This window comes from Acidithrix sp. C25, from assembly GCF_904848545.2.
The window spans coordinates 113,698-134,974 of record NZ_CAJHCI020000002.1 but is presented as its reverse complement, the minus strand read 5'-3'; the positions used below and the strand labels follow the sequence as shown (position 1 = coordinate 134,974).

Sequence of the window (21,277 nt, the reverse complement as noted above, 5' to 3'; positions counted from 1 at the left end):
CATGGTACCCAGCAAGTTTCTGTAAATTAGCCTCTGAGCTGGATAAATAATTCTGCAGGTGACCTGTTTCGGAGCTTGAATATGATATAATTGATGAGATGGAAACCACCTCAGGCAACCAGAATTCCGGGCTGATGATCGGTCAGCCACCATTGCCACTGGTTCCCAAAGAAACCCTCCCAATCGGTGATTCTGCTGGCATCTACGAAGACGAGCGTGGAGGTGCGGTCTTTATCTGGGGCAATGTCGTCTACACCTAGGGACCGGGTGACGAACCCCTTCGGCGACTTGCTGCAGTGCAACTTGTAGAAACTGGCGCTTCACGACCGATTGATGTTTCTCGTGCGTTTGAGATCAAACCCAATGCCTTGTGGCGTTGGCGCAGAGACTTCGCAGAATTCGGTCTAGCCGGCCTCATCGATGCGAAGAGAGGTCCGAAGTCACAGCGCCTAGTAACCCGAAGAAGTCTCTTCCTACATCAAGGAACTGCGGCTCGACGGAAGAACGATTCAGTCGATAACTGATGAGCTCGGTATTTCTACCTGTCCGGCCCGCCAAGCACTTGGCCGCCTTGGTCCGAAATCGAAGGTATCAGCGGTAATCGATCCGTCGGATACAGGTGATCTGGATGAAAGAGACACCGAAGGTGACGAGATAGAGCTTGCCCGTGCAATCCATCCGTCGACAGATGACATAGAGAATGACTCTTTTGCAGAAGCCGAGCTATCTTCTGAAACTGAACTATCTTCTGAGACTGAGCTATCTTCTGGTACTGAACTATCTTCTGAAACAGAGCTATCTTCTGGTACTGGACTTCTTCCGGTTCCATTGCCTGAACCACGCACCAAAGAACGAGTCCTTGCCCGCTTTGGTCTTCTTGAAAGTGCAACGCCTGTATTCACCCAAGGTGCTGGACTAGCGAGGCTGGGATCACTGTTGATCCTTCCGACATTGGCACAGACTGGACTCTTTAGCTCGGCAAAGAAGACTTATCACAGCCTGTCTGACGGTTTCTACAGCCTGAGTGCAACGATTCTCACCATGGTCTTTCTAGCGGTCTTTAGAGAGCCACTCGCAGAAGGTGCAACCCGTATCCCACCCTCAGACCTCGGTCGACTCCTCGGACTCGACCGTGCCCATGAGGTAAAGACCATCCGACGAAAGTTGAGCGAGATCGCAGGACCTAACAAAGGATCTGAATTCGTAAATGCCCTTAGTGAGTATCACGCAGAACAAGATCCCGACGTAATGGGTTACCTCTATCTCGATGGCCACGTCCGAGTCTATTCAGGGAAACGAGACCTACAAAAAGCACACGTGACCAGAACCAGGATTGCAGCACCAGCAACCGTTGAGACCTGGGCGACCGATCAGAGGGGTGACCCTGTTTTTGTCGTGACCTCTGAACTTAGCGCCTCATTGGTCTCGGAGATCAGGCGCCTACTCCCATCACTCAAAGCCTTGGCAAAGGGCCACACGATGACCGTGGTGTTCGACCGTGGCGGATGGTCACCAAATCTGTTCGCAGAAATGGTCCGAAACAAGATCGACTTTGTCACCTACGTCAAAAACAAGCGCACGAAAGAGCCAGATGATGCCTTTTTCGAAGAGTCCTTTTCTGAGGATGGCGTTTCATACCTCTATGAGCTGGCTGATCGGAGTATCTGTCTGAATCTCACAAAGGAAGTTGACGGCCAAAAGACCCTTAGCTGTCGTCAGATCACCAGACGTAGGGAAGGTGGTCGCCAAACCCAGATAGTAACCTCCCGCACCGATGCCAGTGCGTCAGAGATAGCTCATCGTATGTTTGCCCGCTGGCGTCAGGAGAACTACTTCCGTTATGCAAGAGAACACTTCGCACTCGATGCACTCGATTCCTACAGTTTTGTAGGAGACGACCCTTTTCGCATGGTCCCAAATCCTGCGAAAAAGAGAGCCCAGGCTGAATTACGCAAAGCACGTCTCGCCCTATCTCAGGCAGAAGCAGCGATAGGTATCGCACTCGAGGAGTCGAAGCGGACATCTTTGGTGAAGTTCAAGACACAAAATGCAGAACTCACAGCAATAACAGAAAAGGCACGAAGCGAAGTTGACCGCCTCGGCCAGGAGGTCCATGATATCCCCACCCGAGTACCACTTAGTAGCATTCGCCCAGAGGCGGTACTCATGGACGAGGAGAGAAAGCTCGTGACTCACGCAATCCGCATGTCTACCTACAAAGCGGAGTCGGCTTTAGCCCGCATGATCGCACCCATCTGTCCGATGGACGAGGCGAGGGCATTGCTACGTGAAGCATTCAATTGCGCTGGTGATCTCCAAATCGTCGATGGAGCACTTGAGATCCGGATCGACCCGTTATCTGCCCCTCGACGCACCAGTGTACTTGTTTCATTGTGTGAACAACTTACGTCCTCAAAAACCTGCTATCCGAAGACCAATTTGGTCATGCGATTCTCGGTCAAAGATCGACCTGGCATCTCCTGAACTTTATCCCCCATGTCAGGCGCCCTGGAGTCGGAAGCGGTGTCGGTATTTGTTTCTTGAGCACCAACTGTAAAGGAAATTAAAACGGTTTAACCTGAATCCACAGAGAAGTCTGCTTGGCTTCGCACCTGGTAATGTCTCAACAGGTAATGTCTCAAGGTGTATCTGTCTCTTTACAAGAGCGCGTTTCGCTTTGCCTCCAATTGAATATTCCACCAATCCGTATGCCCGCATTCCCATCGGCCTTCCTTGTAGTTGGCTTGCCCAATTGCTTGGGCGGAGATAGCGACTTAGAAATGTTCCACCGAAATAACATACGCTGGGGTTAGGGCCTGCCTTTTCACAGAAGGAAATTGTTGTCAGCGCGCATCTATAAGACAATGATTCGACCGTTCCAGATAGCTTTTGGTCTAAGCCCATCAGCAACTTTGGCTTGTTTGCAATAACGATCTTTAACCAGCAGTTCACATATGTTGCTCATACCCAGCTATGCCTACCTCCATGCTGCCTGGTCCTTATTGCCTGGTCCCTTATTGTCTGGCCCCTTAGGGCCTTGTTGCTGGCAGTGTCGGCTTCACCTCACGGATTTGGCCTATGAGATTCCCCGCGGGTACTTTTCCGACAGCTCCATACCAGAGAATTACTCCTCTGGCATGTGTCGGTGGGCTTTGCCAGCTGAATGACAAGCTCCTCTTTTTCGAAGCGTTAAGTTTGGCGCCCTCATGTCGCACGGAGACAATTGCACAATGCAAAATTAAGTTATTTTGTGTGGTATTTTTTGACTCGGATTGCGCTTGCTATGCCTTGTTTGGCATTACGCGGAGTTTAGAATCCCTAACGAGTAAAAATCCACTTATTCAATTGTCTCCTTGGCCATAGTCAAGATCGATTATCACCTGGTCTTGCTATGTTTGGAATGGGATTTCTAAGTTTTAGGTGGTTCGGTCACATGGTGTTGAGTAGTCCCGAGGCCAACTAAGGGCTGTTTTTGAGATGGGCGACACCAAGGGTCTATTTCGGGTACTTGTTTTAGTGGCTGTTCTTAGGGGTAAGGTGGGCTCTGTTTTGTTGGCGAAAAGCGATTTGGGGTGAATCCAGCTATTTGGAAGCTTTGGTTCGCTTGAGGAATGTGAGATGGTCAATAATGGATTTGTAGAATAACGGGCCTTTTCAGTGGTCTTTAGTATCATTGAGACCTAATTGAAATCTAGTCTTGTGCGCACTTGAGATGTAAACGCTTTCATGGCTATCTCTAAAGTGACCTGGAATTGGTTTATGCAGCTTATGTTGTAAGGCATGAAAGCATCTCATGTCTTCAACGTTGGCTCGAAACTGCCCGAGCTTTTATTGCCCCTGAATGAAATTGTTGGGAACCTCAGGTGGTCGTGGCACGTTCCGTCGGCGGAGTTGTTTCGATGGATTGACCCGGAACTTTGGGAGTCGACCAAGAGAAATCCTGCGGCGCTCTTGGATCGTGTGCCAATGGCTCGCATCGCCGAGTTGGCTTCAGACCCTCGATTTGTAGAGCAATTGAATAAGATAGCTGCCGATTTGAGGCGTCATCGAAGTTCAAGTGGATATTTTCAAATTAAGTACCCACACGAGAATCTTCAGGTGGCTTATTTTTCTCCGGAATTTGGTATTACCGAGGCTCTACCACAATATTCTGGTGGCCTTGGCGTCTTAGCGGGTGACCATTTGAAGTCAGCATCTTCGTTGGGAATCCCAATCGTAGGGGTTGGTCTATATTATCGTGATGGTTACTTCTCTCAGTCGCTTCGATCAGATGGCTGGCAACACGAGACTTATTCTCACGATCCTGACACCGATCGACTTGTATCGAGTGACCCAAGTCATCGATTTGAGTTGCCGATAGGCAATGACTCTCTGACTGTAGCTATCCGGATAGCTACAGTGGGCCGTATTACCCTTTTACTTTTAGATACTGATCTCGAGGTAAATGAGGTGCCTCTGCGCAATGTGAGCGATCGACTTTATGGAGGGGATAGAACCCACCGATTACTTCAGGAGATTCTTCTTGGGATTGGTGGAGTACGAGCACTAGACGCTCTTGGAGTACGCGCTGACGTCTTTCATATGAATGAGGGCCATGCAGGCTTTTTGACGCTAGAGCGCATTCGAAAGTTTAGAGCCAGCGGTCTCAACATGCAAGAGGCAATCGAGGCCACTCGTGCCACTACGATGTTCACCACTCATACTCCAGTTCCGGCAGGTATTGATCGGTTCGATAGAGGATTGATCGAGACCTACTTGGGGCCGTATCTAAAGAGCATGGACCTTGACCTCGATGAGTTTCTTGCACTTGGATCGGCGGGTAGGGACTTTGGGAGCGACGAGTTCAATATGGCTCATATGGGGCTGCGCCTATCAGGTAGGGCAAATGGGGTCTCGAGGGACCACGGTTTTGTCTCGAGAGAGCTGTTTAGCGACCTTTGGCCACAGCTAGATGTGAGCCAAATTCCAATCGAGCACGTGACCAATGGGGTACATGCTAGAAGTTGGACGCTGGCAAAGATAGACGAGCTGCTCTCAAAGACGCTATTGGACTCCTGGCCCGAGGCTGACGTCAAAGAGTACGATCGATTTCTGGAGGTCAATCCTCTAGAAATTGCTAGTGCGAAACGCACTGCCAAGATGGTCTTAGTGGATGCGATCGAACGGCGCCTAAAAAAGAGCGACTATAAGGTTGCGCGTGATGGTCAAAGCACTCACAGCGTCTCGATTACGCCTGACGCTTTAGTCATTGGATTTGCACGACGTTTTGCCCCCTACAAAAGAGCAACCCTCTTGCTGAGGGATAAAGATCGCTTGCTGGCAATGCTTCGAAATAGTGAACGGCCCGTTGCCTTTGTATTCGCTGGAAAAGCGCATCCCGCTGATGATCCTGGCAAGGAGATGATCGCGAGCATCTTGAGCTTTGCTAGAGATAATGGCGTCTCAGACCGCTTTATATTCGTTCCCGATTATGACATTTCGATCGCTCGATCTCTATATCAAGGCGTTGATGTCTGGCTCAATACCCCTCGTCGACCACTTGAAGCATCAGGTACCTCAGGTATGAAGGCGGCTATGAATGGAACTCTAAACTGTTCAATTCTTGATGGTTGGTGGTCTGAATGCTATGACGCCAAGAACGGCTTCGCTCCGACATCTGCCCCTGATGGCCTTGATAACAACGAGATAGATGCATATGAGACTGCCAGCATCTTTGAGACCCTTGAAGAAGAGGTTATACCCCTTTACTTCAACAAGAATGCAAATGGCGACCGGCTTGCATGGTATGAGATGGTTCGCTACTCGATGGCCAGCCTCGTACCCTATATATCTGGCGCTCGTATGGTGAAAGATTATACTGATGACTTTTATGTACCTCTAGCTCGACGTTCAGAGCGGTTGTTTGAAGATGATTTTGCTGGAATAAAGGAACTTACTCAATGGAAGGCCAAAATTCGAGCGGCTTTTGAGAATGTTCGGATTTACTCATTTGATGTGGTGCCAGGCTTGCCAGCCGAGGAATCGAATGATGACGATGGTGGCTCGAGTGATCTACGAGAATTACATATCGAGGTTAGTGCTGAGGGACTAGCTGCGCAAGATCTACGGGTCGAAGTCCTTTATGGTCCGGTTCTTCCCGGAAGTACAGAGTTTGCTCGTTACGAAACCTTAGAGGCGACTTTTACTGGTTCCTATATGACAAGCCATGAACTTTCACATGGAAAAGATGAACAGCCAACTGAGGTCAATCTATATAGGGCTGCCTTTGACGCTAAGGGGGGCGGAACCTTTGGCTATCTAATCCAAGTCTTTCCATCGAATCCCAATTTGGCTAAGGAGTTTGAGATGGGGCTGAGAATACACAGTTAGATTCTTCGGATTGTCAAAAGACGGCTCCGTAAGATTGCTTGCGAAGTCTATCTTGATGGCCATAGAGGTTGACTCGGATTCTTTGTGACTTATTTCTAACTCTGCAATAAGGAGCGATCTATCGCCTCGATGACACCTTGGGGCGATCGCTAGATCGGTTCAGGTTTTTTATTTAGCCGCTAATGAGCATCGATGTGAGGCTTGGCCCGTTGGGCTCTGTAAAAATAAAGGTGAAGACAGGGCCAGGGAGTCCGAAGGAGCCGATCGGTCATGATCGCTAGCGCCTCTTTGTCTGAAGGTATCAAGAGATAGCGCCTCTAGGGAATCTTTGATACGATTTGTGATTGCGCTGGTCCCAAAACTCCTTGGTAAGCGCTGTAGAGGGATATCGATAGAACTGCAAATGGATCCTTACCCTTAGGTGTCCAAATCGGCGGTGTCTTTTTGATTGCGGATAATCATTAGGTAACCGGTAGCTAAATTATTGTCTAGCTAGAATATGGCGGCGGGGCTTCTATCGATCTTTTCGCAGTCTCATTGGTCAGCCCCGCCGAATTCAATCGATCATTCGCCGGTAAATTGGGCCTTACCTGGACCGTTTTCTAGAAAAGATGAGACGCCAATTTCTGAATCCTTTGTGGTAAAGGATTCAGCGAATAGTCGCAATTCGAGGCTTAGGCCATGGTGTAGCGAGTCTGATAAGCCAAGGTCAATAGCACGTTTTGCCAGACCAATGGAGGCAGATGCGCCTTGGGCCAAAGATTGCGCCCACTCCATGGCAGTTTCAAGGAGGGTTTCTCTCGATGGGGCAATCCTGTCGATCAGTCCAATCGACAAAGCTTCTTGGGCATTTACCTGCCGGCCGCTAAAGATGAGGTCCTTTGCCCGGGAGGAACCGATAAGGCGAGGAAGGCGTTGTGTGCCGCCTCCGCCGGGAATTATTCCAAGGAGGATCTCAGGCTGGCCCATTTTAGCTTCAGGTGAAGCCACTCTAAAGTCACAAGCCAAAGCCAATTCGCAACCGCCTCCGAGGGCAAAGCCACTAATTGCGGCAATAGTAGGTCTGGGAATGGCCACAATTGCATCTAGTGCCTTATGGAAGAGACCTCCGATATGGAGAGCTTCGACTGGCCCTCCGAAGCGCGATATATCGGCACCAGCGGCAAAGATCTTTTCGCCGCCCCAGATAACAAGTGCCCGGGGTGGCCTTTCCCGCAACTCTTGAGCGACCTCTAGCAGTTCTTCTAGCAGTTCAGGCGAGATGGCATTTGCCTTTGGCCTATCTAATTTGATGACGCCAACCTCGCCGATGCTTTCGTACTTAATCAGTTCGTTCTTCATTGATGATCATCCTTTTATAGTAGGTCTATCGAAGTCAAAGTTTCGAGAGAGATCTTCGGTGCCAATGGGTAATGACCCTTGGGCTTACTTTATCTAGGTAGCGCGTGGTGAATTGTCAAAGTATATAGCCAAAGCTCTTGCGCAAAGGAGTCGAATAATAAATCATTTGAGGATCCCATCTCAGGTTACGGCTGCCAGAAGCAAATTAGCCAGAGTGCGAGGATCGATGGTTCCGGCATCCATTGACTCTAACATTTCAAGGGTACCCTTATTCTTTAGGAGGAGATCGACCTTGTTTGAGATCATTGCCTCTAATATTCTCGATAGTTCGTTTCTGGTTCGAGTCGAACGCCTTTTGTCTGTGAGGCCCGATCGCTTCGCATAGTCTCGATGGGAGCAGATTGCATCCCACGCCTCTTCGCATCCTTTTTTGTCAGCTGCAACGGTTTCGACTATAGGTGGGCGATAGTCGCCCAAATTGGATAGATCTAACATCCCTTCGAGGTCACGGCGAGTTTCACGAACGCCGGGCCGGTCGGCCTTGTTGATGATGAAGACATCGGCTATCTCCATCAACCCCGCTTTGTTTGCCTGAACCGCATCTCCCCACCCTGGGTTCACCACGACGACTGTGGTATCGGCTTCGCGGGCGATTTCAACTTCGACTTGACCTACCCCAACGGTTTCAATGATTACGCTTGGAAAGCCAACTGCACCCAAGAGACGGGCGGCTTCTGGTACAGCAACTGAAAGACCCCCCAGATGGCCCCTGGTCGCCATCGATCGAATGTAGACCCCAGGATCGAGCGCATGTTCTTGCATCCTTACCCGGTCCCCCAGAATTGCTCCCCCAGAAAACGGTGAAGATGGGTCGATTGCAATTACACCGATCTCTTCTCCGTGCCCTCTAATTACTTCAATTATTGAGGAGGTTAATGTAGATTTTCCGGCGCCCGGCGCACCTGTTATTCCAACCGTATAGGCATTTCTATGACTCCTAAAGGCGAATGAGGCTATCTCGTCGCCTTGTTTTTCGCCTCGTTCTATATATGAGATCGCACGCGCGAGACTGGGTCTATCGCCATGACAGGCACGGTCGAAGAGTTCTTTGGGGTCTCTTTGTCTCAAATTCTGCTACTCTCCATAACCATTAATGGAACTTTGGGGCTCTTTGGATCTTTCCATGCGAACCTTGTCCCTTGGGCTGCATTGATCTTTAGCCAGATGAAGTCGAACTGCTATGAATCAGTGCAATCTCGTTACCTTTTATAGTTTAGCCAATAGAGCTATGCGTTATAAAACCTCAAGGAATCTATCTATGCCAATGGGCTGAGACGGCTGTGCTTGGGCCCAGCAACCAAATGTTGAGAGGTAAAATGGACTTTAACCTTTGATTAGGCTGATGGATTAGGCCGACTTGCTCTCTTCGACTAGTTCGACCGATGCTCCAAGGTCAGAAAGACGTTTAGCTAGAAACTGATATCCACGTTGTATGTGAGATGCTCCAATAACCCTGGTTTCACCTTCGGCAGCGGTTGCAGCTACCAATAGCGCAGCTCCTGCTCTAATGTCTGTAGCCTTCACGGGAGCCCCAGATAGGAATGCGACACCGTGGATTGCCACGTGATGGCCTGAGGTGGTCATATTAGCCCCCAAGCGACGAAGTTCATCGACATATTTGAATCGTCCCGAAAATAAATTTTCAGTAACTATCGAATCTCCGTCGGCACATGCGAGCATTGAGACCAGCAGCGGAAGATAGTCTGTGGCAATGCCAGGGTAGGGAAGCGTCGCTATGTTTACTGCATTTAGTCGTCTCGATGCCTTTACGACAAAGCCATCATTGTCTATCTGAAAATCAAGGCCAGTATCTTTGAGCTTGCGTACCAGCATCTCCATGTGGGCTAATCGGGCTCGACGAATCATAACTTCGCCCCGGTTCATAGCTACAGCCGCAATTGCGGTAGCTGCGTCTATGCGGTCTGGTACAACTATGTGGTTTGCAGGACGAAGTTGCTCTACTCCGTCAACTGTTATCGTAGAGGTTCCCAAGCCGCTGATATGTGCCCCCATCGAATTTAGCATCATCCCTAGGTCAATTACTTCGGGTTCTCGTGCAGCATTGTTGATGATGGTGTGTCCTGGCGTTAAAACTGCAGCCATTAGAACGTTATCGGTTCCAGTATGACTTGGAAACTCTAGCGATATCTCGTTAGATGAGAGGCTCGGAGCTTCTGCTTCGATATAGCCATGGGAACTGGTGAACTTTACACCGAGTTCTGATAGCGCCTCTAAGTGCATGTCGATGGGACGATGGCCAAAGTCATCTCCTCCAGGCATGGAGATTTTGGCTTTTCCAAGACGTGCAATTAGTGGCCCAAGGACGGTTATTGAGGCTCTAATCTTTTCGACTAATTCATAGTCCGCCAATGGAAGAATGTCATCGGCGGAAGGCGTGGAGATTACTAGGTGATCGATGCTTGCCCACTCGCTTTTGATTCCCATCGAAAGAAGAAGTTCCGCCATGATCTCAACGTCAACTATGCGTGGAACGTTGTAGAAGTGATGTTCGCCTGTGGCGAGAATTGTTGCAGCCATCTCTTTGAGAACTGCGTTTTTGGCGCCTTGAACTAAAAACTCCCCAGAGAGTGATTGGCCGCCTAAAACCCTGAAATAACTTTCGTTTGCCACGATATCAAAACCAGTTGTGAGAAGTAATTGTATTGTTTCCCGGTACCCAAAGGCGCCAGGAAGGTAAATGTCAAAAGATAGTCTAGGTTGTAGTCTCGGATCGAGCAGATGCCCCTTAAGAGAAATCAGTTTGTGGGAATTAAATGTCACGTAAAGTTGTCTTGAGCGACGAATTCGAACTATCGAAGGAAGAATTCGAGGCAATCCTAACGCCAAGGCGCGGATTGGTGGCCGAATTAGAACAGGGTTATGGCTACTTTGTGGGAGATAGTGGCTTGGCAATCGACTACGAGCGTCGTCTAGAGGTTGCCATTGAGGCTGGTTCGGACCTATATCGAGTTCGACAGAAGGTCTCTTACAGGGTCTCTCTCTTGGGTTTTGGGTCGCTTGTTGCTCGTTCGATTCGTAAACCTCTAAGGTCCAAGAATCCCGATATCAAAATGCCCATTTGGCTACCTCCAGATCCAATCGATGCAGATGTAGCTAAGGGGTTGATACGCCTACTCTTTATCTCGATTACTGTTGCATATTTTGCAACTTTGCTTGGACAAACATTGACCTTCTCTGCTAAGGAGTTCGCTTCGTCGGTTCGTGTTCAGGCATCGATCTTATTCTTTTCGCGCTTTGATATAGTCTTTGGCTTTGCCTTTCTCCTTTTTGTACCAAGGGCTGGAAGGATCCGTGTCATTCGAATTGCGTTGGTCTTTGGAACTATATTTACCGTAGCTAGCGCGCTCTCTCCTTCGATTTTGTGGCTTGGAGTATTTCAGGTGCTAGCCAAGGGGACCACTGCAGCCATTGCGGTGTTGATCACTATCTTAGCGTCAGAGGCTGTGGCTAAAAGACAACGTGCCTGGGCGTTGGCGCTCCTGATAATTGGCACGGCAATTGGAGCGGGACTTTGCGATCTCTTGCTGCCCATAGCGGGCATCTCGAATTATTCCTGGAGAGTACTTTATCTGATCTCCTTGCCGCTTGGCATCTTTGGGGTGGCAGTCTCATACTCGATTGCCGATAGGTACTTCAACAGGGTCGCGAGCTCGAGTGACGAAGTAGTGGTCCGCCCAAGAGCCTCGATGTCGAGATCTAAGCTGATTCTCGCTTCGGTTGCCGCATTTTTGACCAATTTTTATCTCATCCCTACCACACAATTTAGAAATGAATACCTTCGAACTCAGCGCCACTTTAGTGCCTCTGCAATTGGCCTCTTTGTGGTTCTGACCAATATCCCCGGTTCAATTGGCTTGGCTATAGGCGGGAGGTTGGCAGAGACAAAAGGGCGACGTATAGTGGCGTCAGCTGCAATAGTGATTGGCGGTGGAGGATTAGCTCTTGGCTTTGTCTCTAGCGGAATCGGACTTTGGGTCTGGACTATTTTAGGTTCTGCTATCGTTACTGCGGTGGTTCCGAGTCTTGGGGTCTATCAGACCGAGCTTTTTTCGCCAGCCTCACGCAGCCTTGGAGGTGGTATTGTGACAGTAGCTTCAAGGGTCGGTTCGGTGCTTGGTATTGCTTTCGTTGGTTACTTTGCGACATCTATCTCAATTGGTACATCGGTTGCACTTTTGTTTTTCGGTATGGTGCTTCTGGTGCCAATTCTGTTCCTTTTCTTTCCAGAGACAAAGGGGCTTGTCTTGGACGAAATTACCCAGAATGACTAGCCTTCAACTTGGGTGGCTACCATCGTAGCCAGTCAAAATTAGAAGATGGACCCCGGTGTAAAGTAGGGTTTTCTTGCCCTGTTAGCTTCCTAATTTGCACTTTAGTGAGAGATCTATCAAGTACAATTGTATCAATTTTGATCTTTTAGGTGATTCTATCAATCACAGTACTCTGGCAGTTTGTTCTAATGGATTATTTTGAAACTGTAAATTGAGGAGTCTTGTTGTCTTCATTTACCCCCGCTATAAGTTGGTCAAGTTCCCATAGCGGGGTGTTGTATTTATAATGATTTAGTTAACATTGAGATCGTGGTCCATTGGATTTGAAAATCCACATTGTTCAAATAAGAAGTTTACTATCTCTTTCGTCTCGTTTTTGATAGTGGTTTCTTGATTGAATCCGTGGCCTTCGCCCGCAAAGATGCAGAGCGATGTATTTTTGTTGTGCATCCGAAGGCGTTTCGCATATTCAGTGGTGGTGTCGGCGTCAACGACTGAATCTTGATCCCCTTGAAGAAGTAAGACAGGAACTTTCAGCTCTTTTGTTTCGTTGATGGGGGAGCGTTTGAGGTAAATCTCTTTATCTTTGATTGGATCACCCACGATGATATTCAGGAAGTTGCGTTCAAATCGATGGGTGGTCTTCGAAAGTGCTGTTAGATCGACGACGGGATAGAGGGCGATTACCCCCTTTATAGGTAAGTTAGCGACAGTTGCAACCCTGAGTGCGACTAGCCCTCCTGCTGATCCGCCCATGAGTGCGATTGGTAGTGAGATTTTATTTGTTTCAATTAATTTGGTAATTCCCATTGTGACATCGTCGACGTCGAAGTCGCCAAATCCGTCATTGAGGGCTTTGATGAAATCGATTCCGTAGCCGGAAGTTCCTCTGGGGTCTAGGGTTACAACGTCAAAGCCGATTGAGTTGTAAAAGGCGTGTCGAAAGTCGAATCTGACGTGGTGTTGACCAATGGGGCCACCGTGAAGAGCAACGATCGTACCTATTGTATTGGCAGTGCTAGATCTAGTGATTCTTGCATTTATCACAAGCTGATCTGTCTCTTTGACTTGTAAGATGTGCAGTTCTGGCTCGGTTAGCTTTGACTTTTGGATATCTCTTGAATGAGCAAAAAATAGAGGAATCTTTTTTAGTTCATCTGGCGAGGCTCCTTTGGTGGTCTCGATTGCGACAACTTGGGTAGGGGTCTTGGCTCCTGAGCGAATTGAGATTAAGGTATTTTCAAGATGGATTGGCGAATCTAAGAAGCCTTTGGCAATTTCGCGGGGCTCTTTTTCTTCATCGATAGAGATTTCCATGAGTCTTGCAAAGCCATTTTCGTTCCTCGAAGCGTAGATGTACCTAGAGTCTTGGCTCCAACTAAAGCTTGCTTGGCCAAATCCTAGATCAACGTCACCATAGTCATGGTCTGACCATGTAATCCTTCTTGGTGTTGCAGATGGGCTGTCCATTAGATAGATACTTAGGCGGGAAGTCGCTGACGAGATGAACGCCAGTCTTTTCCCATCAGGTGAAAATCGTGGTTGTGAGTAAAGGGTATTTGGTCGATCGAGCATACCTATTACTTCGCCTTGATCGTTCACGAATATGATTCTTGATTCATACCAAGGCATGGTTGTATCGTACCAATGCCTAAAGGCCGTGACTCCCCAAGAGGAACTAGAGGTTTCATCTCCGATGAAGTGATCAGGATTTGCGGGTCGTCCCCCTCCAAAGATGACCCGATAGCCATGGCCGGGTTCGCTGGAGTGCAGGAGTGCCAACCGCCGGTTATCTAGAGTGGCTATGAATTGATTTGAATCTACTACACGTGAGATGGAAGTTACCTCCCCGGAGCGAAGGATAATCTCTTGCTCCTTTCCCTCTTCAAATCGCCTTAGATCTCCAGAGGTGTCGACGTATAGTCCAAAGTCGCCATTGAGCGACCATTGAAATCCTCCGATGGTACCTTGGTATCGCCTGGCTATGTCAAGGGGGTATGCAAGGTAATCTTGGCTTAACACTCCAATATCAAAGATGAGTAGTTCGCTTTGGTTGTTTTCTTTGGCAACAACGGAGAATTGCCCTTTGGTTGACCTAGGGACCAGATCTGTTAGGGTTGCTCTTGGAATGAAGCTGGAGATATCATACATCTTGTTAGTAGACCTCTATTTGAATTATGACATTTAGGTCATGGCGTTCAACGTCTCTTCTTCTGCCTCCTATGGGTGACCCTGGGGTACAAGGAGAGACGTTGGTGATTTTTTATGGGGTGCTCTGGATGATTACGGTCTTAGTTTGTAGGTTTTACCCCTAAGTCGATGTGGCCAAGGCCCCTAATTGCTTCGATAATTGCGCTGTGATCTAAGTCGCCGCCTCCTGAGGCTTCAACGGCAATAAGCAACTGTGTGGCGAGGGATGTGACGGGGATGGCAATACCGCGTTGGCGCGCATATTCTGCCACAATTCCAAGATCTTTGAGGTGTAGATCAACCTTGAATCCAGGTGCGTAAGAGCGCTCGAGCATCTGATTAGCCTTGGCACTAAGTAGAGCTGAGCCAGCACGCCCTCCTGAAAGAGCTCTGATGGCTTGGTCCATGTCGATGCCGCAACCCTCGATTAGCGCCAGCCCTTCAGATATGGAAGCAAGAATTCCAGCTACCATTATCTGGTTTGAGGCCTTGACGATCTGTCCGCTTCCAGGTCCACCAAGGTGCAAAGTGGAAGATCCAAGGACGCTAAATATTTCCTTAGCGCGCTCGAATGCCCTTGTCTCGCCTCCAACCATTATCGAAAGAGTGCCATTGATTGCACCGATGTCGCCTCCAGAGACGGGTGCATCCAATGCTTCAACCCCGACCTTACCAGCCGCTTTTGCTATCTCTTGGGCAAGAGATGGGCTCTCTGTTCCCATGTCGATAAAGAGCGAACCGGCAGTCATCTTTGATAAAAGACCATCGGCTCCTAGCACAACGGTTCGAGTCACATCGGGCGTTGGCAGCATGGTAATTACAACCGTTGACTCTGTGGCGAGTGCATCGTTTGTTGAGGCGCGTTTTGCTCCTAGCGCTACCACCTCATCGATTGGTGCAATAGAGCGTGAGTTGGCAATGACCACGTAGTTGGCCTTTAAAAGGTTGATAGCCATTGGTTTCCCCATTAGCCCGAGCCCAACAAAGCCGATCGTTTCTTTTTCCATATCTAACAAGGCTAGAGCCTCTTGCCATATTGATGGAACCATTTCTAAGGCTTCGATGCTTCTCTAAGGTTAGATGGAAGAAGATGAGAAGGCGATGCTTTGGTATGGGCCAACGATAGTACCGTGCGCTAGTTCATTTGATTGGTAGAACCTTGATTGACCGGTCAATGTGGTAATACCGTATTTATATTCCATTTTGCGTCCTGACACTTTCATAGTGAGCGTATGTATTTAGCCACACTGGGAGCCGTTGGTCAAATACTTACTTGCAAGCGCTACTTGCAGTGGTATATGGTTAGAACCTTGAGGCGGACGCGAGTTATATTTTCGGAGTGGCCATACCAGTGCTTGAACCATCAAATAATATTCGGAAAGTAAAATTGAGGTAATTCTCATTGAATAATTCTCGATAAGTAAAATTGAAGAACGAGTTTTCTTGAAAGACTCTTATCAGGAAGTCTTTTGTTTTTTAGTATCTTCTCGATGAAGCGATTAGTGCTTGGTCGAGATTTTTTTATTGTTACAGCTTTGATGTATCGTAATAAAGTAGTGGATTTGTCAAAATTTCAAATTCTACCCTGGCAGGTTTAGCATTGGATGAATTGATGAATGGCACCCATGCCAGTCGTATTTTACATCTTTATGGTTTGGATTTTACTATTATAATTGCCGCTAGGTAAATCTAAATATTTTCGTCAAGTGAAAGGGTTTCTAATGGTGCGTAAGGGTGAGTTAGAGCAGATGCACTCTTCGGTGGCTCAAACACTTGACATAGTGGGCGACTGGTGGTCGCTTTTGATATTGAGAGACGCCTTTCTAGGAGTTACTCGTTTTGACGATTTTCATCGCCATCTGGGCGTTGCCCGTAATATTCTGTCGGCACGAATAAAGCGCCTGGTGGAACGGGAGATATTGGAACGGCAACGATACAGCGATCGCCCTGAGCGCTTCGAGTACGTCCTAACTGAGCGGGGTGGCCAACTTTGGCTTGTAATTGCAGCACTTCGTCAGTGGGGTGATCATTGGATCTTCAACGGGGAGCCCACTCCGTTTTTAATCACTCACAAGGACTGTGGTGGTGAGCCCTATGTGGCATATATCTGTGGTGAATGCGGTAAAGAGTTAGATGGTAGTCATCAGACTCAATGGTCTCCCAATTTAGGAGAGGACGATCCCGATGCGGGTTTTTGGGAGCTTCAAAAAGGCCGCTCTAGGCCTGCTTCTTATGCTCAGCAAATGGACACGCCCGTTTTTCAACATGAATGTGGGATGGAATCGACAGCTTAGATTATGGTCGATGGCCCTTGGACTTTCTATGGTCATTTGACTTTTCAAATCTAGAGGAGTCTGTTCTGATAAATTGATGAAGCATGTCTCAAATATGCATGTCATGCAGTTTCATTTAATTCTCATAATTTATTTTGATGAATAATTTTCGACCAGAAAGATACCGTTACGCGATCCTTTTGTTCACCGTGATTATCTCAGATAAATAACAAGTATGCCAAAGGAATGGTTTTGGTTTTGGATATTATCGAACTATAAAGTTATCTCTTTTTCCTTTAGGTGTAAGTTTATAATGCGAAAAAGTAAAGAGTAATTTTCTTTTTTACGTTCTAGACGTTTTTGCTTTAAATTACCTGCTACTCGGGCTAATTATAGCTCTCGAAATCCGCTCCTAGTTTCTGTCACTTTTATATTTTCGTTTATCTCCTGAATAATTGTGATTTTTTCTTGTCGTTGTCTTGGCTTTTATTTGTCGATTGGTTTTATGGCTATGGGCTAACTTGAGCCGGAAAACCACCCATCTTCTACCTGTAAGATTCATTGATTTCAATATCTTTGCGACTTAGGAGCCTAATGACCATCGCGGCGAACTAAATTTGCGATTGTGCTTGCTCCAATCTTTATACATCAGATCTCTCCTGTCACTGTGAATAGACGTGGATATATAAAAGCCACCCAGGGAAGTGGCGTCAATTTTGACTTTGACTTAGTTGGCGAACCTAAATTGCCTAGGCGGACACTCTTTTCTCTGGTGGCAAAGGATTTGGCGGAATCGATCTCTCTTTTTGATATTGGGGCAACTCCTGAGATCTCGTTCACCAAGTTAAAGGAGCTAGGCAATGATAGATATAGCATTTGTGCAACTCCGAGCGAGTGCGGCTTTTTATCAGGAGTTGTCATCGCTTGGACAGACGAGGTTGATCGACTCTGTGACCTAGCTAGGAGAAAGCGTGCGATCGGCGATTCTTATGACCTGGAATTGGCAGACATTGCTTGGCTGTTAGATCGCCAACTCGACAACCAAGAACTTTTGGTGTGGCCAACTGGTTTAGATCAGATTGATTCAGACCCTAAGTTTTTAGTGGAACAACGCACACTTCAGAGTCGCTATCTGATCTCTAATCTTATGAATTTGGAGATTGACGCCAGTCTGCGGCTGGATCTTGTCGATTTTGAGGCGATCGCTCCCTATGTGCATATGCCAAGCCGTATCGAACTAGCGACGCTTTACGTGGGTCCTAGTCTTCGATGTGAGAGACCAAAGGCTGGATTTAGCAATTGGTACGAGCTCTTTCCTAGGTCAGTGGGCGGTTTGAGTGGTGTAGTCGATCTCCTACCACGAATAGCGAAATTAGGCTTTGACACCCTATATCTTCCCCCTATTCATCCCATTGGGGTGACAAATCGCAAGGGTAAAAACAATACTCTCGTGGCTGAGATCGACGATGTCGGCTCTCCTTGGGCTATTGGCTATCACGAAGGCGGACATAGCGCTATTGAGCCTTCACTTGGGGACTTTGGGGACTTTGAGAAATTAATCACAGTTGCTAGGGAGCTTGGCATTGAAGTCGCTTTAGATATAGCGCTTCAGGCCTCTCCGGATCATCCATGGGTCAAAGAGCATCCGGAGTGGTTTAGCATTCGCTCCAACAATGAGATCGCCTATGCCGAGAACCCTCCTAAGAAATATCAAGATATATATCCAATCAACTTCTTTAGCTTCGATGCGAACCACGCAATTGAGTTGTGGAGCGAGGTTTATTCCATCTTTGAGTTTTGGATTTCAAAAGGTGTTCATATCTTTAGAGTTGACAATCCCCATACCAAGCCCCTGCCGTTTTGGGAATACATCTGTGACCGCTTGATGTGTGAGCATCCGGAGGTAATTTTGCTAGCTGAAGCTTTTACTATGCCTAAGTTGATGTATCGATTGGGCGAGATTGGGTACTCTCAAAGTTATACCTACTTCACCTGGCGCATTACCAAGGATGAGCTGATCTCCTATGGTAATGAGCTAGCCGCTAGCGACGTCGCGGCGACGCTGAGATCTAATTTTTGGCCCAATACCCCTGATATCCTCGGTGATGTGGTTCGCTTTGGGAATCGAGCTGCCTTTAGGCTTCGGGCAACTTTGGCGGCGATGATGGGAACGTCTTGGGGAATCTACAGTGGGTATGAATTTTGCGAAAATACCCCATTTTCTATTGAGTCTGAGGAATATCTAGATTCAGAGAAGTACCAGATCAGAAGGCGCGACTATCAGCACGAAGCCGTATTGGACTTTGACATCACAAATCTCAATATCTTTCGACGTCGTCACTTTATGGCGCTTTCCAACCAAGCCGGATTTAGGGAACTTCCTTGTGACAATGGATCGATAGTGAGTTTCCTTAGATATGACGCTGAATTAAAGGATCTATTTATCGTCGTCTGTAACTTAGATACACACTCCCCGAGCGAAGGACAGATTGAGCTTTGGCCAATTAGGCAGCTTCTGGGGATATCGAAAGAGATAGTCACACATGACCATTTGAGCGGAGAGACCTACTCCTGGAGTGGAGATCGTGCCTTTGTTCGATTGGATCCGATGGCCAACGTTGCACACCTTTTAGATATCGAGATGTGACCTAGGTTAATTGGGCTGAGGTGGTTTTGGTCAAGGCCAATTATTTTGATCAAAAATTTATAATTCGGTGATTATCCGTCGAATTTTCAGTTATCTACAAGAATTTAGACCGTATGCTCAAATCTAGGAGTACGGGCGTTGTAGAACAAGGCTAAAGGTGGTTTTCAGCGATTATTTTTGTTGTTGATCAAAGTTGGATTCTCAAGATCAGGTCACAGGAGAACCGCCATTGAGACACTCGATGGCGGATGAGCCGAGACGTGGATGAACGAGAGCATATTTTTAGACCCGATCGGTATTTTACCTATCTAACAAGGCAACGCTTTAGGGACTGCGACCAAGAGACAAATGGTCCCAATGTATCGATTCGGAGGAACGTTAATGAAGGAATTCAATTTAAAGCCAAATTGGTTCAAAAATGCTATTTTTTACGAAGTGCTGGTACGAGGTTTCTTTGATTCCAATAGCGATGGAACCGGTGACATTCCCGGAATCATTGAAAAGCTCGACTATCTGGAGTGGCTGGGGATCGATACGCTATGGCTGTTGCCCTTTTACTCTTCGCCCCTCAAAGATGGTGGCTATGACATTAGCGACTTTATGACAGTGCTCCCAGCTTATGGCAATGTCTCAGATGTTGAGCGCTTGCTCGAGGAGAGTCATTCAAGGGATATAAAGGTCGTAGCTGATTTAGTCATGAATCACACCTCAGATCAACACCCATGGTTTATCGAGTCCTCGTCAAATACCACCAATGCCAAGTCAGACTTTTACGTTTGGTCGGATGATCAAGAACAATACAAGGACGCCAGGATAATCTTCGTAGATACTGAGCGTTCAAATTGGACCTATAACGAGAATCGAGGTCAATACTATTGGCACCGCTTCTTCTCTCATCAACCCGATCTGAACTATGATAACCCCCAGGTTGTCAATGAGATGATGCAGGTTCTGCACTTTTGGCTTGAGAGGGGTCTAGATGGGTTTCGACTTGATGCAGTTCCTTACCTCTTTGAACGCGAAGGAACAAACTGTGAAAATTTGGTTGAGACTCATAATCTCCTAAAGGTGATTCGCAAGGAGGTGGATTCAAAATACCAAAATAAGGTCCTTTTAGCAGAGGCGAACCAACTTCCTCATGAAGTGGTTGAATACTTTGGAGACGGCGACGAATGTCATATGTCATTTCATTTTCCGATAATGCCCAAGATGTTCATGTCTATCAAGAAGGAGTCCTCGGAGCCACTTCGTCAAGCTATAGTTCAGACCCCTCCAATTCCCAATGGATGCCAATGGGGAATATTCTTACGTAACCACGATGAATTGACCCTAGAGATGGTTACTGACGAAGAGCGTACCTTCATGTACCAGGCATATGCGGCAGATCCTAGGGCGCGCCGTAACGTAGGAATCGGGAGAAGGTTGGCGCCATTGATCGACAACGATCGACGAACAGCTGAGTTGCTGCACTCGCTCTTGCTTTCGATGCCCGGTTCGCCGGTCTTGTACTATGGTGATGAGATTCTGATGGGCGACAACATGTATTTGGGTGATCGAGATTCGGTACGCACGCCAATGCAATGGAGTTCAGATCGCAACGGTGGCTTTTCGAGATCGGACTATGCCAGTCTGTATCTGCCAGTTTTGATGGATCCGGTCTACGGTTATGAAGCTCTAAATGTTGAATCTCAACTTCTAAATCCAAGCTCTTTTTTACAGTGGCTTCGTCATATGCTTTGGATCCGTCGTGGTAATCCAGTCTTTGGCACCGGTGATTTTGAGTCGATTGAAAACGATAACGACGCAATCTTTTCTTTTGTTAGGCGAGATCCAGAGACTGGAACTGCAATTCTGTGTGTGAATAACTTTGCCAGAACAGCTATGCCGGTGAGCCTAGACATTAGCGCATACGAAGGAAATATCGCCAGGGAACTTTTGGGCGGTGTCGTATTTCCTAGGATTACCTCGGTACCATATGTCTTGACCCTATCGGCTTATGGTACCTTTTGGTTTGATATCTCAGCGAGTGGGACCTCAATGCGAAGTCAAATCGAAGAGCAAGAGGTAGATCAACAAGAGAACGATCTTTATGGCGGTGCGTGATC

At 47.5% G+C, this 21,277-nt stretch carries 13 protein-coding genes and 1 pseudogene; 8 read left to right on the top strand and 6 right to left on the bottom strand.

Translation table 11 applies throughout. The features are described 5' to 3' along the window. Positions 1–98: 98 nt before the first annotated feature. A complete protein-coding gene (locus ACIDITHRIX25_RS93855) occupies positions 99–260 on the top strand; it encodes a hypothetical protein (RefSeq protein ID WP_160291920.1) in 162 nt (53 codons plus the stop codon). 30 nt (positions 261–290) lie between these two features. After that, positions 291–524 (top strand): annotated as a pseudogene (locus tag ACIDITHRIX25_RS93850) (helix-turn-helix domain-containing protein); the annotation flags it as partial. Here ACIDITHRIX25_RS93850 and ACIDITHRIX25_RS93845 read toward each other — a convergent pair. Then, a complete protein-coding gene (locus ACIDITHRIX25_RS93845; protein WP_201732758.1) occupies positions 510–845 on the bottom strand; it encodes a hypothetical protein in 336 nt (111 codons plus the stop codon). The pseudogene ACIDITHRIX25_RS93850 and the gene ACIDITHRIX25_RS93845 sit on opposite strands and share 15 nt — an antisense overlap. Here ACIDITHRIX25_RS93845 and ACIDITHRIX25_RS93840 point away from each other — a divergent pair. Beyond that, entirely contained in the window at positions 829–2,484 is a 1,656-nt protein-coding gene (locus ACIDITHRIX25_RS93840) for a putative transposase (RefSeq protein ID WP_201733023.1), read from the top strand. The genes ACIDITHRIX25_RS93845 and ACIDITHRIX25_RS93840 overlap by 17 nt on opposite strands. A gap of 1,296 nt (positions 2,485–3,780) precedes the next feature. Further along, positions 3,781–6,369, top strand: coding sequence for an alpha-glucan family phosphorylase (gene glgP, locus ACIDITHRIX25_RS93835; RefSeq protein ID WP_201733022.1), 2,589 nt, complete (start codon positions 3,781–3,783; stop codon positions 6,367–6,369). Positions 6,370–6,933: 564 nt separating this feature from the next. Here the strand turns inward: glgP and ACIDITHRIX25_RS93830 are convergent. The 3 genes from ACIDITHRIX25_RS93830 to murA all read right to left on the bottom strand — a co-directional run bounded on the left by ACIDITHRIX25_RS93830 (position 6,934) and on the right by murA (position 10,401). Beyond that, the gene (locus tag ACIDITHRIX25_RS93830) at positions 6,934–7,710 is read right to left on the bottom strand and encodes an enoyl-CoA hydratase/isomerase family protein (protein ID WP_052605017.1); all 777 of its coding nucleotides are present in this window, start codon (positions 7,708–7,710) and stop codon (positions 6,934–6,936) included. A gap of 180 nt (positions 7,711–7,890) precedes the next feature. Further along, positions 7,891–8,838: a methylmalonyl Co-A mutase-associated GTPase MeaB gene (meaB, locus tag ACIDITHRIX25_RS93825; RefSeq protein WP_201733021.1), complete on the bottom strand. Its 948-nt coding sequence runs from the start codon at positions 8,836–8,838 to the stop codon at positions 7,891–7,893. Between the two features lie 279 nt (positions 8,839–9,117). Beyond that, positions 9,118–10,401, bottom strand: a complete 1,284-nt coding sequence (gene murA, locus ACIDITHRIX25_RS93820; RefSeq protein WP_052605022.1) for a UDP-N-acetylglucosamine 1-carboxyvinyltransferase — start codon at positions 10,399–10,401, stop codon at positions 9,118–9,120. Positions 10,402–10,544: 143 nt separating this feature from the next. Here murA and ACIDITHRIX25_RS93815 point away from each other — a divergent pair, with 143 nt between their 5' ends. Beyond that, the gene (locus ACIDITHRIX25_RS93815) at positions 10,545–12,062 is read left to right on the top strand and encodes an MFS transporter (RefSeq protein ID WP_201733020.1); all 1,518 of its coding nucleotides are present in this window, start codon (positions 10,545–10,547) and stop codon (positions 12,060–12,062) included. A gap of 291 nt (positions 12,063–12,353) precedes the next feature. Here ACIDITHRIX25_RS93815 and ACIDITHRIX25_RS93810 read toward each other — a convergent pair whose 3' ends face one another. Together ACIDITHRIX25_RS93810 and ACIDITHRIX25_RS93805 are read right to left on the bottom strand one after the other, a co-directional pair. Beyond that, positions 12,354–14,213, bottom strand: a complete 1,860-nt coding sequence (locus ACIDITHRIX25_RS93810; protein WP_201733019.1) for a S9 family peptidase — start codon at positions 14,211–14,213, stop codon at positions 12,354–12,356. Between the two features lie 140 nt (positions 14,214–14,353). Beyond that, on the bottom strand, positions 14,354–15,301 hold the full coding sequence (locus ACIDITHRIX25_RS93805; protein ID WP_201733018.1) for an NAD(P)-dependent oxidoreductase: 948 nt from the start codon (positions 15,299–15,301) through the stop codon (positions 14,354–14,356). 672 nt (positions 15,302–15,973) lie between these two features. On the opposite strand from ACIDITHRIX25_RS93805, the gene ACIDITHRIX25_RS93800 reads away from it, so the two are divergent. The 3 genes from ACIDITHRIX25_RS93800 (at position 15,974) to treS (ending at position 21,275) form a co-directional block, all read left to right on the top strand. Then, the gene (locus tag ACIDITHRIX25_RS93800; protein WP_200891198.1) at positions 15,974–16,546 is read left to right on the top strand and encodes a winged helix-turn-helix transcriptional regulator; all 573 of its coding nucleotides are present in this window, start codon (positions 15,974–15,976) and stop codon (positions 16,544–16,546) included. 604 nt (positions 16,547–17,150) lie between these two features. After that, on the top strand, positions 17,151–19,172 hold the full coding sequence (locus ACIDITHRIX25_RS93795) for an alpha-amylase family glycosyl hydrolase (protein WP_201733017.1): 2,022 nt from the start codon (positions 17,151–17,153) through the stop codon (positions 19,170–19,172). A 381-nt stretch (positions 19,173–19,553) separates the two neighbouring features. After that, positions 19,554–21,275, top strand: coding sequence for a maltose alpha-D-glucosyltransferase (gene treS / locus ACIDITHRIX25_RS93790; RefSeq protein WP_249685722.1), 1,722 nt, complete (start codon positions 19,554–19,556; stop codon positions 21,273–21,275). Positions 21,276–21,277: the final 2 nt, after the last annotated feature.